This window comes from Embleya sp. NPDC059213, from assembly GCF_042754445.1.
Lineage (GTDB): Bacteria > Actinomycetota > Actinomycetes > Streptomycetales > Streptomycetaceae > Embleya.
This window is the reverse complement of sequence record NZ_JBHZAV010000036.1, coordinates 38,647-51,095: the sequence shown is the minus strand read 5'-3', so window position 1 is coordinate 51,095 and position 12,449 is coordinate 38,647. Positions and strand designations below refer to the sequence as shown.

Here is a 12,449-nt window from a genome sequence, read left to right as displayed (position 1 = left end):
GTTTCGGCGAAGGTGATCGGGGTGGGTGGTGGGCGCGGGTGGTCGAACCGGCCGTCCGGCGGGCCGGGTTCCGTCCCGAGGGGATTCGGTTAGCGCACCCAGCCGGTGTAGCGCTGGGCGCCGCGCGAGGTCGCACGTTTGTCCCGGCCGCGGTCCTCGGGTTCGAGCGCGGCGGAGATCATCCGGACGAGCCACGCGTTGACCGAGAGGCCCTCGCCGCTCGCGGCCTGTTCGACCCTGGACTTGACCTGATCGGACAGCCGCAGCGTGATGCGCGACGTGCCGCCCTCGTCCGCTTCCGGCGCGGGAGCGGCGGGCGGCGGGCCGGGGGGATCGCCCGGGTCGGCCTCGAAGGCGTCCTCGGCCGCGGGCTCGAAGGGCCGGGTGGCCGGCGCGGGCGTGACCAGGAAGTCCGGATCCAGCCCGCGCAGCCGCACATCCACCGAACCCGGCGCGAGTTCGCGGCTGATCTCGTCCGCGGCGGCGGACAGTGCGCCGAGCAGGGCCAGCCTGGTCGCCGACTCCAGCGGCACGATCAGCCGCTCGGCGAGCAGCCGAGACTCCGTGCCGCCCGCCTCGGCGGCGACCGCGAGTTCCCGGCAGAGCTTGTCGACGTAAGGCGCGAGGTCCATGACGTCATCATGACGTCAGAATGGCGTCATGTGCAAGCGAGAATGGCTGCGATCGTGACGTCAAAAGGCATCGCATGGCGTCATCCGGCCTTCGGGTGACGTCATGCGATGCCGCGGGTGGTGCGTCCGTCGCGGCCCCGACGGTCACGACTCGCGATCGCCGGGGCCGGCGGTTCAGCGGGGGTCCGACTCGTCGTTGGTGGTCGGGGCGAGCAGGTTGTGGTTGCCGGTGAACAGGTTGTTCGGGTCGTGGGCCGCCTTGAGCTCGGCCAGGCGGAGCCGGGTGTCGGGGTCGTACATCGCGGCGACCTGATCCGGGGTGGGCGGGACGCCGTCGCCGTAGACGAAGTTGAGGTTGCGGCCCACGGACAGCGGTTTCAGTACGGCTCGGACGTCGGCCTGGAGCGCCCGCGCGACATCGAGGTCCGCCCCGTCGATCATCGCCACGACCCGGACGATGTAGCGCGCGTCGCGGTGGCCGACCGCGTTGGGCACGGCCGGCTGCCGGGAGAGCGCGCCGCCGAGGTGGCGCACCTCGTGCATGACCATCATCGGCGCGTCGGGGCCGGCGATGCGGTACACCTGCCGCAGCGTCTCCGGATCCAGGTCGCGGACCAGGACGTTGTCGCCGAGGTAGGCGTGCGGATGGGCCGGGTCGTTGTGGATGGTGTGCGAGTCGGCGTAGGCAAGCTCGGCCAGGTTGTCGACCAGACGCGGCCCGACCGCGCGCAGCGGAGCCACCAGGCGTTCCCCGTCCGCGACTTCGCCGGTGTGCACGATCTTGATGGACGCGGTGTGCCGGCCGCGCAACGGCGGCGGGACCTGCTCGATGTCGGGCAGACCGATGAACGAGATCGACGAGGTGACCTGCTCCGGCACCGTCTCGGTCCAGGCGAGCCAGGCCGCGGTGGCCGCCTCGACGTGGTCGGCGTCGAAGATCAGCGAACCGCCGTACACCCGGGCCACCGGGAACAGCTCGAACTCGATCGAGGTGACGATGCCGAAGTTGTCCCGGCCGCCGCGCAGCGCCCAGAACAGGTCGCCGTCGCTCTCGGCGGTGACCCGCCGCACCATAGCGTCGGCGGTGACCACCTCGATGGCCAGGACATGATCGGCGGCATAGCCGAACTCGCGCGCCATCAGGCCCAGTCCGCCGCCCAGCGTGTAGGCGACGACCCCGACGTGCGGGGCCGAGCCGTTGAGCGGGGCCAGCCCGTGCGGGGTGCTCTCGGCCACCACCCGCTCCCAGCGCGCACCGGCCTGGGCCCACGCGGTCCGCGCCCGCGGGTCGACCCGGACCTCGGCCATCCGTCGGGTGGAGATCAGCACGCCGCCCGGGGCCGCGCTCGCCGGAGCGTGCCCGGTGGCCCGGACCGCCACCGGCAGCCCGTGCGCCCGGGCGAACTCGACCGCGAGCCGCACGTCCTCGGCGTCGGCCGCGCCCACGATCACGTCCGGCCGGGGTCGGAACGCGGTCTGGAATCCGGACCGCTCGTCGTCGTACCCGGCGTCGCCCGGCACGACCACGACACCCTCGACCCGCGCGGTCAGCGTGGCGATCGCGGCGGCGAATTCCGGGTCGCCGCCCGGTTGTGCGGCGGCGTTGTTCGCGGTCATCGCAGACTCCTTCGCTCGAGGGCGCCCGGAGCGGCGCCCCTGGTTTTGTGCGGCCACTCTCCCTCGATAACTCGACACCCGCCGTCAAGTTTTCGGACGGGTTCAGCGCGCGGCCGAGCCGGCGCCCGGCCCGGATTCGCTAGGCGACCCGCTGCGCGACAGGTGTGTCGAGGTCCTCCTCCCTGCTCGTCGGGAGGTCGCGTTGGTGGGCCATCGGTGAGAACAGCAGGATCAGCGCGGCGGACGGGATGGCCGCCGCCATTACCCAGACGGTGGGGCGTACGCCGATCGTCGAGCCCAACGCGCCGGCCAGGACCGCGCCCACCGGGATGGTGCCGTAGTTGACGAACTGCATGCTGGCGGCCATCCGACCGAGCAACCTCGGCGGGCAGTAGCTCTGTTGGAACCCCGCCTTGATCACGTTGCCCGCCACGACCCCCGCCACCATGGCGAAGTTGCCCACCACGAACAGGGCGAGCCTGGGTCCCTCGGCGGCCAGCGGGACGAGCAGGACGATCACCGGCAGACCCAGTTCGAACACGATCGTGGCCCGCGCGGTGCCGATCCGCGCCGCGACCCGGCGGCCGACGAAGGCCCCCGCCACGCCGCCCAGCGAGCCGATCGCGATCAGGCCGCCGACCGCTCCGGGGCTGACCCCGATCGTCCGGACCAGGAACACCACCTGGACCGATTGCAGCCCGATCAGAGCGAGGTTGGACACGCCGCCGAACAGCGCGAACGTGCGCAACCATCGGTCGTGGGCGACCAGCCGCAACCCCTCCCCGATCTCGCGGATCAGCGAGGGCTCGGCGCTCGGGGCGGCCGCCGGGTCCGGGTGGGCCGACTGCTCGCGGTGCCGGATGTTCAGGAGACATGCGAACGAGGTCAGGAACGTGCCCGCGTTGACGTACATCCCGTTGACCGCGCCCACGAGCTGCGCGATCAGGCCGCCCGCGCCGACCCCGGCGATCTGCGCGGCGGACGCGCTGCCGTGCAGCTTGCTGTTGCCCTCGGCCTGGTCGACGGGCTTCAGCAGGCTCGGCAGGTAGGCGGTGTAGGCGGTCTGGAAGAAGACCGCGGACACCCCCGTGGCGAGGGTGATCGCCAACAGCAGGCCGATGTTCAGCAACCCCGCGAAGTGCGCCAGGGGTACGGACAGAAAGAGCGCGCACGACGCCGCGGCGGCAGCGAGCATGATCGGGCGGCGCGCTATTCGGTCCACCCATACGCCCACCGGCAGACCGATCAGCAGCCACGGCAACCAGGCCGCGGCACCGAGCAGGCCGACCTGGAACGTGCTCGCGTCCAGTGTGGAGACCGCGATCAGCGGCATCGAGACGCTGGTGACCGAGGCGCCGAACCTGCCCGTGGTCTCGCCGAACCACAACAGGCGGAAGTCGCGGTGTCGGCGGAGCAGTCCGCTCACGTCGGCTCCTCGGTGGGTGCCTCGGGCGTCGGGTCCTGGGTGGTCGGTTCGTCGGGCGTCGGTTCCGCGGATCGGCGTGGCAGCGCCTGGTACTGGAGCACGACGGTGATCGCGCCGGGCAGCTCCGGTGCCTGGGTGTACTCGCTCACGAGCGCGACCACCCGATCGTTGAGTTCGGCGAGCTGATCGGCCGTCAGGCGGGCGCCGCTCCAGTCGGAGACGGCCCGGGCCCGGACCCATTCCGGACCCATCTCCTGGGCGTCGGCGTAGGTGGCCACCATGCGCTCGGCCTGTTGGCGCAGCGCCTCGTCCTCGTACACCGCCAGCGCGCCGCTCGTGGCCGGGTCGTCACGGAAGTCGCTGGTGTTCAGTTGGCGCGGGTTGTAGACGGCCCGCCACCAGCGCTCGCGCTTGGTGCCGCGGTCGGGGTCGTCCTCGATGAAGCCGTGCTCGGCCAGGGTGCGCAGGTGCCAACTGATCGTGCCGGTGCTCTCGCCGAGCCGCGCGGCGAGTCGGGTGGCGGTGGCGGGGCCGTCCAGCTTGAGGAGTTCGACCAGGCGCATGCGCAGCGGATGGGCCAGGCCACGCAGGCTGCGGGCGTCCATCCTCGGGAGGGGATTGGGCATGCCTCGACTCTAATAGGCAGAGACTTCTCTGCAAAGGACTCTCGGCAGAGAAGTCTCTGCAATTGCTGCGCCGATCTCAGGACGTGTCGGCCAAGGCCGCAGGGGACACGGGGGACGCGGGGGGCGTGGGGGACGCGGGAGTCGGCGGGTTCGGCGCCACGGGCGCGGTGGGGCTGATCGGCACCGGGACCGGGGTGGGCCGCGGTCCGTCCGAGTCGTGGGTGAAGTGCAGGATCAACGTGACCACCAGGCCGATCACGATCACGGCCACTCCGACGAGCGCCTGGATGGTCTCGCGATGCGGGGGGCGTCGTTTCTCGGACATAGCGCCACGTTAGGCATGTCGGACGCGGGTCGGCAGGGAAAGCGCACGACTTTCGCCGCAGGTGTCGGCATACGTCCGGTCGATGGCTCCCCACCTGCGGGTTTCCGCGAGGAGATAACGTGGCGCACGCGCCGTCCGGTGCATGGCCGAGGCCGGATCCGGGCAGCGGTCCCCTTTTGTGCTCCGCCCAGCCCGTGAGGAAATTCGTGGACAAGCCCGTCCTGCTGACCGTCGACGACGATCCGGCCGTGTCCCGTGCGGTCGCCCGCGACCTGCGGCGGCAGTACGGCGACCGGCACCGCATCGTGCGCGCCGAATCCGGCGCCCAGGCGCTGGAGGCGCTGGCCGAACTGCACGAGCGGGGCGAACAGGTCGCGGTGCTGATCGCCGACCAACGCATGCCACAGATGGACGGGGTCGCCTTCCTGGAACAGGCCGCGCATCTGTACCCGCGTGCGAAACGGGTGCTGCTGACCGCCTACGCGGACACCGGCGCGGCGATCCGGGCGATCAACGACGTGGACATCGACCACTACCTGCTCAAGCCGTGGGATCCGCCGGAGGAACGGCTGTACCCGGTACTGGACTCGCTGATCACCGCGTGGGAGACCGCGCCGGTGCCGGACGAGAGCTGGGCCACCGTGATCGGCGCCCGATTCTCCGCGCCCTCCTTCGAGTTGCGCGACTTCCTCGCCAACAACGGGGTGCCGTATCGCTGGTACGACGTCACCCAGGCCGAGGCGCGCCGGCTGATGCGTGAGACCGGCACCACCGAGGCCGACGTGCCGGTGGTGATCGCGCCGGACTCGACCGTGTTGCGGGCCCCGTCCAAGGGCGAACTGGCCGAGTACGTGGGCCTGTCCGTGACCGCCTCCGGCGACCTGTACGACGTGGTGATCGTCGGCGGCGGCCCGGCCGGCCTCGGCGCGGCGGTGTACGCGGCCAGCGAGGGGCTGCGCACACTGCTGGTGGAGCGCCAGGCCACCGGTGGCCAGGCCGGGCAGAGTTCGCGGATCGAGAACTATCTCGGCTTCCCGGACGGCATCTCCGGCTCGCAGTTCATCGGCCGGGCCCGCCGCCAGGCGCTCAAGTTCGGCGCCGAGATGGTCAGTACGCGCGACGTGACCGAACTGCACGTGGACGGCGAGGTGCGCACCATCTCGTGCGACGGCGACATCGTCGCCCGGGGCCATGCGGTGGTGCTCGCCACCGGCGTGTCCTATCGCACCCTGGAGGCGCCGGGCCTGGCCGAACTCACCGACCGCGGCGTTTACTACGGCGCGGCGCTGACCACTGGCCCGGACACCCGCGACCAGGACGTCTACATCGTCGGCGCGGCCAACTCGGCCGGTCAGGCCGCGGTGTTCTTCGCCCGCTATGCCCGCCGGGTGATCATCCTGGTGCGCGGTGCGGGCCTGGAGGCGTCCATGTCGCACTACCTGATCGAGCAGTTGGCGCAGATCCCCAACATCGAGGTGCGCGTGCGCACCGAGGTCTCCCACGCGCACGGCACCGGTCGGCTGCGCGAACTCACCCTGCGCGACCGCGACTCCGGCAAGGAGGAGACGGTCCCCGCGTCCTGGTTGTTCGTCTTCATCGGTGCCAGCCCGCGCACCGCGTGGCTGGACGGCAGCGGCGTGCGCCGCGACCGGGAGGGCTACATCCTCACCGGCAGCGAACTCCTCGACGACTGCGACGGCGAACTCGACGGCTGGAGTCGGCCGCCGTTCGTCCAGGAGACCGCCGTGCCGGGCGTGTTCGCCGCCGGCGACTCGCGCGCGGCCTCGGTCAAGCGGGTCGCGTCGGCGGTCGGCGAAGGTGCGATGACGGTGATGTTGGTGCACCGCTACCTGGACACGTTGGGCGCCCGGAGGGACTCCGCGGATTCCGCAGGTTCCCCGGATTCCCCGGATTCCCCGGATTCCCCGGATTCCCCGGATTCCCGCACCCCGGCGACGGAGGGCTCGCGATGAGTGTGTGCGACGTGTTGCCGCCCGAGGAACTGCGCACGCTGTTCCTGTTCGAGAAACTCCCGGACGAACACCTGAACTGGCTGTGTGCGCACGGCAAGGTCAAGGCGTTCCCGGCGAACACCACGCTCTACCACGAGGGCGACCCCGGCGAGTGCTTCTTCGTGTTGCTCTCCGGCGAGGTCACGATGAACCGCATGGTGCGCGGCGGCGAGCTGGAGGTGCACCGCTCGTCGATGCGCGGCGCCTACGTCGGCGCCGCGCTCGCCCTGGACGGCAGCGGCAACGACGGCGCCACGCCGGCCGTGCACGCGTACGGCAACACCGCGCGCACGCACGTCGACTCGACCTTCTTCGTGCTGCCGGCGGCCGAACTGGCGCAGGTCTTCACCGAGTGGTTCCCGATGGCCGCGCACCTGGTCGCGGGCATGTTCCTGGGCGCGCGCCGCAACGGCTCGGCGGTCGGGCAGCGCGAGCGCATGGTGGCCCTGGGCACGCTCACCGCCGGGCTCACCCACGAGTTGGGCAACCCGGCGGCGGCAGCCGAACGGGCCGCCGCGAACCTGCGGATCCGGCTGGGCGAATTGCGCTCGGCCCGAGCCGAGTTGGCCCGCGCCGGGGCGACCGCCGAGGCGCTCGCGGCGCTGGATCGTTTGCAGGCCGAGGTGTTGGCCCACCGCGGCGCCGAGGCGCCGCGGCTGCGACCGCTGGAGTTCGCCGACCGGACCGACGAAGTGGCCGAGATCTTCGAGGACTTGGGCGTCGAGGATGCCTACGAGACGGCCCCGTCGTTCGTGAACGTGGGTCTGTACCAGGACTGGGCCCGGGACGCGGGCGCCGCGCTCGGTCCGGCCGCGCGCCCCGGATTGACCTGGCTCGCCGCCAACCTGGAGGGCGAGGCGCTGCTCGACGAGGTCGCCGACGCACTCGGCCGGATCACCGAACTGCTCTCCGCCGCCGGGCAGTACACCCAGATGGACCGGGCCCCCTACCAGGAGACCGACCTGCGCAAGGGCCTGGACAGCACGGTGGCCATGTTGGCCGGCCCGCTGCGCGACATCCGGGTCGAGCGCGAGTACGCCGAGGACCTGCCGAAGATCCAGGCGTATCCGGCCGAGCTCAACCAGGTGTGGACCAACCTGATCGACAACGCCGCCGACGCGATGGCCGGCCACGGCACGCTGACCCTGCGGGCCCGCGCGGACGCGGCGTCGGTGGTGATCGAGGTCGAGGACGACGGCCCCGGCATCCCACGCGACATCCAGGACCGGATCTTCGAGCCGTTCTTCACCACCAAGGCACTGGGCGAGGGCACCGGACTGGGCCTGGACATCTCGTACCGGATCATCGTCGAACGCCACGACGGCACGGTCACGGTCGACTCCGAACCCGGCCGCACCACCTTCCGGATCACGCTGCCGAGATAGCGCGTGGGCCCGGCGGGCGCCTGCTCGCCGGGCCGCGTCGCGCGGTGTCGCCCGGGCCGCGCCGTCGGCGGCGGCCCGGGCGGCGGCCTCACAGGCCCAGGACGGCCCGCAGCGCCACGTCGACCTGTTCCATCTCGTCGGGCGTGACATCGCCCAGATAGGTGCCCTGCTCGAAGCGGCCGTGTCGGGACGTGTACAGGTCGGGGGCCAGCACGACGCCGTTGACGGGCGTGGTGATCCGGACCGTGACCAGCGACTCCCGGCGGTCGCCGACGGTGTCCACCAGCGCGCACAGCGCCGCGCCGGGGTGCAGCGCGGCGACGTGGTCGTTCTGCACGATCATGAAGGTGCGTTCGCGGCCGACGGTGGGGATCGTCCACACCTGGCCACGCCTCAGCGGCCGCATCGCTCCGCCCCTGTCCGGCCCGAGACGGCGACGACCGGCCGACCATTGCGCGTTGTCCGTGTGGAACGGTCGGGGTCGGGGACGAAGCGGTTGCCGGTAGCCATGGCATCAGTCGTACCAGACGCGGCGGTACCCGAATTGCCATCGGGGGGCGCGTTCGCCGCCGGCGGAGCGATTCGCCCGATTCATCGGCTCCGCAGTGCACTTGGGCGGGCCTACCTGTTCGGGTTCCGGGTCGCGTCCCGGTCGCGACCCCCGGTCGGCCGGCGGTCGGATCGCGGTCGGTTCGGCGAGGGCCGCGCAGATCCCTCGCACGAGCGAGGCGGCGGCGGGGGATCAGCCGCGACACTGTCGGTACACACCACCCGGGAGCAAGCCGCATGTCCGACCACCTCGCCGAGCGCGGCGCCGACCGGCACGTTCGTGACCGGGCCAAACACACGCTGGGCATCCTGCGCCGGACCGACCCGCAGGTCCTGGACCTGATGATCGCGCTGATGGTGCAGTTCATGGTGTCGCTGCCGTTCCTGGTCGCGCTGCGTTCGCCCTACCGGATCGGATTCCTGCTGCTGAGCGGCACCGCGATCCCGCTGATCTGGCGACGTCGGCAACCGTTCGCGGTCGCGTGTGTGGTGGCGCTGTTCACGGTGCCGGTGTCGCTGCACCATCGACCCGGTCAGCCCTTCCAGTTCGGCATGACGATCGCCATCTACACGGTGTTCGCGCTCGGTCGGCGCTGGGAGCGGATCACCGTGGCGGTGTTGGCGCTGCCGATCACGCTGTTCGTGGAAAACTTCAAGAATCAGCCGGTACAACAGGCCACTTTCGACGTCCTGGCCCTGACCGCGGCCGCCGCGTTCGGACTTGCCACTCGGCACCGCACCGCCTACATCGCCGGGATCGAGGAGCGCACCCGCCGACTGGAGCACGAACGGGACCTGGAGATCCGCCGCGCGGACGCCGAGGTGGCCCGGGCCGCCGCGCGCGAACGGGCCAGGATCGCCCGGGACATGCACGACATCCTGGCGCACGCGGTGAGCCTGATGACCGTGCAGGCCGAGGCCGGGCCGGTGGTGGTGCGCAGCGATCCGGCCCGGGCGGAGGCCGCGTTCGACGCGATCGCCGACGCCGGGCGCGACGCGATGGTGCAACTCCGGCGGATCCTGGGCACGCTCAAGGAGGACGACGAGGCCGGCGCCCGGGCGCCGCAGCCCACCGTCGCCAACATCGCCGACCTGGTCGCCGAGGTCGGCCGCACCGACCTGCGGGTGGTCTACGAGAGCGTCGGCATGCGCCGACCGCTGCGCTCGGACGCGGAGATCGCCGCGTACCGTGTCGTCCAGGAGGCGCTGACCAACACGGTCCGGCACGCGCACGCCACCACGGTGGTGGTGCGGCTCGAATGGGGCGAGGACACGATGAGGATCACCATCACCGACGACGGCCGAGGCGGGCGACCGCGACCGGGCGGCGGACACGGGCTGATCGGCATCCGTGAGCGGGCGACGGCGTGCGGTGGCAGCGTGACGACCGGGCCGCGGGTGACCGGGCCGGGCTTCGAGGTCGCGTTGCGGATCCCACTCGATTCGGTATGGGCCTCGTGATGCCGATCAGCGTGGTGGTGGCCGACGATCAAGGGCTGGTGCGCAGCGGCTTCGCGATGATCCTGGACGCGCAGCCGGACATCTCGGTGGTGGCCGAGGCGGGCGACGGCCTGGAGGCGGTCGAGGCGGTTCGTGCGTACCGGCCCGACGTATTGCTCCTGGACATCCGGATGCCCAGGATGGACGGCATCGAGGCGGCCCGGGTGTTGTCGGCCGAGGCGCCGGGATGTCGGATCGTCATGCTGACCACGTTCGACGTGGACGAGTACGTCTACGACGCGCTGTACGCGGGCGCGGCCGGCTTTCTGCTCAAGGACGTGCGCCGGGACGATCTGGTGCACGCGGTGCGGATGGTGGCGAGCGGCGAGGCGCTGCTCGCGCCGTCGGTGACCCGACGGCTGATCGCCGACTACACGCGCCGGCTACCCCGTACGGAGGCCCCGGCCGAACCGTCCGAGCGGCTGGCCGTGTTGACCACGCGCGAGCGTGAGACGATGCGCTGCCTGGCGCTGGGGATGTCCAACGCGGAGATAGCCGAGGCGCTGGTGGTCAGCGAACATACGGTGAAGACGCACGTCAGCAGCATTTTGGGGAAGCTCGGGCTGCGCGATCGGGTGCACGCGGTGATCTGCGCGTACGAGACGGGCCTGGCCGTCCCGGGCCTGAATTGACCCCCGCGCGAGCGGTGCGCGGGCCGTCGACTCGCTCGCTCGGGTGAGGTCCGCGAGATTTCTCCGTCCTACAGGGGGAGTACGTGGGCTTGCGGAAACGGTTCGTACAGCCGATGCGCTGCACGGCCCCTACGGCGAATCCTGGTGGGGCCCGAGGGATTGTCCCGTCGGGCGCTTCGAACGGGGGAGCGCGCCATGAGCGATGTCCTGCAGCAGACGCCCAACGAGCTCTACCTGCGATTGAGCGACTGCACGATGCGGGTGGGCAAGGGTTCGCGTGGGCGACCGGCGCTCGAGGTGTACACCGGCTACCGGCTGATCGACGTGGCCGTGGCCGGCGCCGCGCTGGGGCCGAGGCTGCTGCGCGGCGCGCTGCGCTCCGCACGCGGCGAACCGGCGTGGGCGCTCGCGTGGGGCGTGTTGCCGGACGACGGCGTGCCGCCGCAGGTCGAGTTCCGACGCGGCCGGTTCGTGTTGCAGGCACCGGCGACGATCTTCGCCGAGCGGTTCTGGGTGGCCACCGTCCCGGGCGTCTACCGCTCCTTGACGGTGCGCACGGAAGGCGACGCGCTCGGCGAGGGCGGGCGGCTCGGTCGGATGCGGACGCCGCGGTTGTGAGGGCGTCGGCGAGTGCGGACCGGGTCCGGCTTCCGGGTCGGGTTCGGTGAGGTGCCGGCCGCGCCATTGATTCCGTACACCCCGCCCCGCTGAACACCTCGGCGGCGAACGGAAACCCGGCCCCGTCGAGTCCGACGGAGTCGGTCCGGAAGGCGTTGTCCGGCGGCACCCGGAAGTTGGTCGGGTCGTGCTCGTCGGTGCTTCGGCTCGTTCCGGTGCCGTCGGCGGGTCGGATCCGGCTGCGGCAGCCACCGGTCGGTTCCGGCCCGGCGCCAAGCTGTGGCCGACCTGTCGGGGAAGTGGCTGCGGGGCGGGGGTACGGCTGGGAACGGGGGCGGCCCGCTTCGGTGTGGGCTCGGTCAGGTGGCGTGGGCGACCGGGCAGCCGCCGGTCAGCCGGGAGAGGAAGGCGTTGGGGTCGTAGTAGTGCTCGACCTCGACGAGCTTGAGGTCTTCGCTGACCTTGGCCACGCTCATGCCGAACATCTCGATGGTCTCGCCGTTCGGTCGGAAGCCCTTGTATTCGCCCGTGTAGCTGCCCCAGTGTCGCCACTTGAAGGCGATCACGGGCGGCGGGGACAGGACTTCGAGGACCTCCCAGTAGAAGCCCTCGGGGAACGCGGTGTGGAAGATGTGGTGTGAGGACTCGAAGCTCTCCCCACCCGGCGAATAGAAGATGCTGTCGCCGATCAGGATGTTGTAGCTGCCCTGGTCGACGATGTCCTGCGCGCTTGCCCACGGGCCGCCGTTGACGTTCGTGCGGAATCGCTCGGTGGCCATCGAGACCCAGGTCTTCGGGTCCCTCTTGTGCGAGACCTCCATCTCGAAGACCTGCACGAGGCTCTCGACGATCGCCTCCAGCGAGTCGGGTGCGTGCTGCGTGCTGCGCTGTCCCGGCATCACCGTGTGCGAGAGGTGGTAGTCGGGGGCCTCTTCGCGCCAGTCGGCGGGGGCCGCCGCGGCGACGACGGCGTCCCGTCCCTGGAGCCAGAGCGGAGTCGCGGGGGAAGTCGACACGTGTTTTCCGTCCTTCGTTGCCGGCGGCAGCGCTCGGTGGCGCGCGCCGTCCGGAGGGGAACGGGGGCGATCCTGACTCACTGTCAGACCAGGCGCAACCTTCCGTGGTGC

At 71.5% G+C, this 12,449-nt stretch carries 11 protein-coding genes and 1 pseudogene; 5 read left to right on the top strand and 7 right to left on the bottom strand.

Features of this window, described 5'->3' with window-relative positions; translation table 11 throughout:
- Positions 1-89 precede the first annotated feature (89 nt).
- The 5 genes from ACFXMF_RS16190 to ACFXMF_RS16170 form a co-directional block, all read right to left on the bottom strand.
- Positions 90-632 carry a hypothetical protein gene (locus ACFXMF_RS16190; RefSeq protein WP_379989454.1) on the bottom strand — a complete coding sequence of 181 codons (543 nt, stop codon included), beginning with the start codon at positions 630-632 and terminating at the stop codon, positions 90-92.
- Between the two features lie 174 nt (positions 633-806).
- The gene (locus ACFXMF_RS16185) at positions 807-2,249 is read right to left on the bottom strand and encodes an FAD-binding oxidoreductase (RefSeq protein WP_379989456.1); all 1,443 of its coding nucleotides are present in this window, start codon (positions 2,247-2,249) and stop codon (positions 807-809) included.
- 139 nt (positions 2,250-2,388) lie between these two features.
- The gene (locus ACFXMF_RS16180; RefSeq protein ID WP_360318388.1) at positions 2,389-3,675 is read right to left on the bottom strand and encodes an MFS transporter; all 1,287 of its coding nucleotides are present in this window, start codon (positions 3,673-3,675) and stop codon (positions 2,389-2,391) included.
- Complete coding sequence (locus ACFXMF_RS16175) at positions 3,672-4,301, bottom strand: helix-turn-helix domain-containing protein (protein ID WP_360318390.1); 630 nt, start codon at positions 4,299-4,301, stop codon at positions 3,672-3,674. Before ACFXMF_RS16175 ends, ACFXMF_RS16180 begins: the two co-directional genes overlap by 4 nt.
- 76 nt (positions 4,302-4,377) lie before the next feature.
- On the bottom strand, positions 4,378-4,626 hold the full coding sequence (locus ACFXMF_RS16170; RefSeq protein ID WP_360318392.1) for a hypothetical protein: 249 nt from the start codon (positions 4,624-4,626) through the stop codon (positions 4,378-4,380).
- Positions 4,627-4,832: 206 nt separating this feature from the next.
- Between ACFXMF_RS16170 and ACFXMF_RS16165 the strand changes: the two are divergent.
- Positions 4,833-6,482: pseudogene (locus ACFXMF_RS16165) on the top strand (FAD-dependent oxidoreductase); the annotation flags it as partial.
- A 113-nt stretch (positions 6,483-6,595) separates the two neighbouring features.
- The gene (locus tag ACFXMF_RS16160; protein WP_380017796.1) at positions 6,596-8,023 is read left to right on the top strand and encodes an ATP-binding protein; all 1,428 of its coding nucleotides are present in this window, start codon (positions 6,596-6,598) and stop codon (positions 8,021-8,023) included.
- Positions 8,024-8,111: 88 nt separating this feature from the next.
- On the opposite strand, the gene ACFXMF_RS16155 is transcribed toward ACFXMF_RS16160, so the two are convergent.
- Complete coding sequence (locus tag ACFXMF_RS16155) at positions 8,112-8,429, bottom strand: type II toxin-antitoxin system PemK/MazF family toxin (RefSeq protein ID WP_360318398.1); 318 nt, start codon at positions 8,427-8,429, stop codon at positions 8,112-8,114.
- 380 nt (positions 8,430-8,809) lie between these two features.
- Between ACFXMF_RS16155 and ACFXMF_RS16150 the strand changes: the two genes are divergently transcribed.
- The 3 genes from ACFXMF_RS16150 (at position 8,810) to ACFXMF_RS16140 (ending at position 11,322) form a co-directional block, all read left to right on the top strand.
- On the top strand, positions 8,810-10,033 hold the full coding sequence (locus tag ACFXMF_RS16150; RefSeq protein ID WP_360318400.1) for a histidine kinase: 1,224 nt from the start codon (positions 8,810-8,812) through the stop codon (positions 10,031-10,033).
- Positions 10,033-10,704: a response regulator transcription factor gene (locus ACFXMF_RS16145; RefSeq protein ID WP_360318402.1), complete on the top strand. Its 672-nt coding sequence runs from the start codon at positions 10,033-10,035 to the stop codon at positions 10,702-10,704. Before ACFXMF_RS16150 ends, ACFXMF_RS16145 begins: the two co-directional genes overlap by 1 nt.
- A gap of 195 nt (positions 10,705-10,899) precedes the next feature.
- Entirely contained in the window at positions 10,900-11,322 is a 423-nt protein-coding gene (locus ACFXMF_RS16140; protein WP_379991492.1) for a hypothetical protein, read from the top strand.
- A gap of 359 nt (positions 11,323-11,681) precedes the next feature.
- Here the strand turns inward: ACFXMF_RS16140 and ACFXMF_RS16135 are convergent, their stop codons facing one another.
- Complete coding sequence (locus tag ACFXMF_RS16135) at positions 11,682-12,338, bottom strand: SnoaL-like polyketide cyclase (protein WP_379991493.1); 657 nt, start codon at positions 12,336-12,338, stop codon at positions 11,682-11,684.
- Positions 12,339-12,449: the final 111 nt, after the last annotated feature.

Excerpts from the sequence above, each read along its gene's own strand:
- ACFXMF_RS16145 (WP_360318402.1), top strand. The coding sequence starts at position 10,033 with ATGCCGATCAGCGTGGTGGTGGCCGACGATCAAGGGCTGGTGCGCAGC.
- ACFXMF_RS16185 (WP_379989456.1), bottom strand. The coding sequence starts at position 2,249 with ATGACCGCGAACAACGCCGCCGCACAACCGGGCGGCGACCCGGAATTC.
- ACFXMF_RS16155 (WP_360318398.1), bottom strand. The coding sequence starts at position 8,429 with ATGCGGCCGCTGAGGCGTGGCCAGGTGTGGACGATCCCCACCGTCGGC.
- ACFXMF_RS16150 (WP_360318400.1), top strand. The coding sequence starts at position 8,810 with ATGTCCGACCACCTCGCCGAGCGCGGCGCCGACCGGCACGTTCGTGAC.
- ACFXMF_RS16175 (WP_360318390.1), bottom strand. The coding sequence starts at position 4,301 with ATGCCCAATCCCCTCCCGAGGATGGACGCCCGCAGCCTGCGTGGCCTG.
- ACFXMF_RS16190 (WP_379989454.1), bottom strand. The coding sequence starts at position 632 with ATGGACCTCGCGCCTTACGTCGACAAGCTCTGCCGGGAACTCGCGGTC.
- ACFXMF_RS16160 (WP_380017796.1), top strand. The coding sequence starts at position 6,596 with ATGAGTGTGTGCGACGTGTTGCCGCCCGAGGAACTGCGCACGCTGTTC.
- ACFXMF_RS16170 (WP_360318392.1), bottom strand. The coding sequence starts at position 4,626 with ATGTCCGAGAAACGACGCCCCCCGCATCGCGAGACCATCCAGGCGCTC.
- ACFXMF_RS16140 (WP_379991492.1), top strand. The coding sequence starts at position 10,900 with ATGAGCGATGTCCTGCAGCAGACGCCCAACGAGCTCTACCTGCGATTG.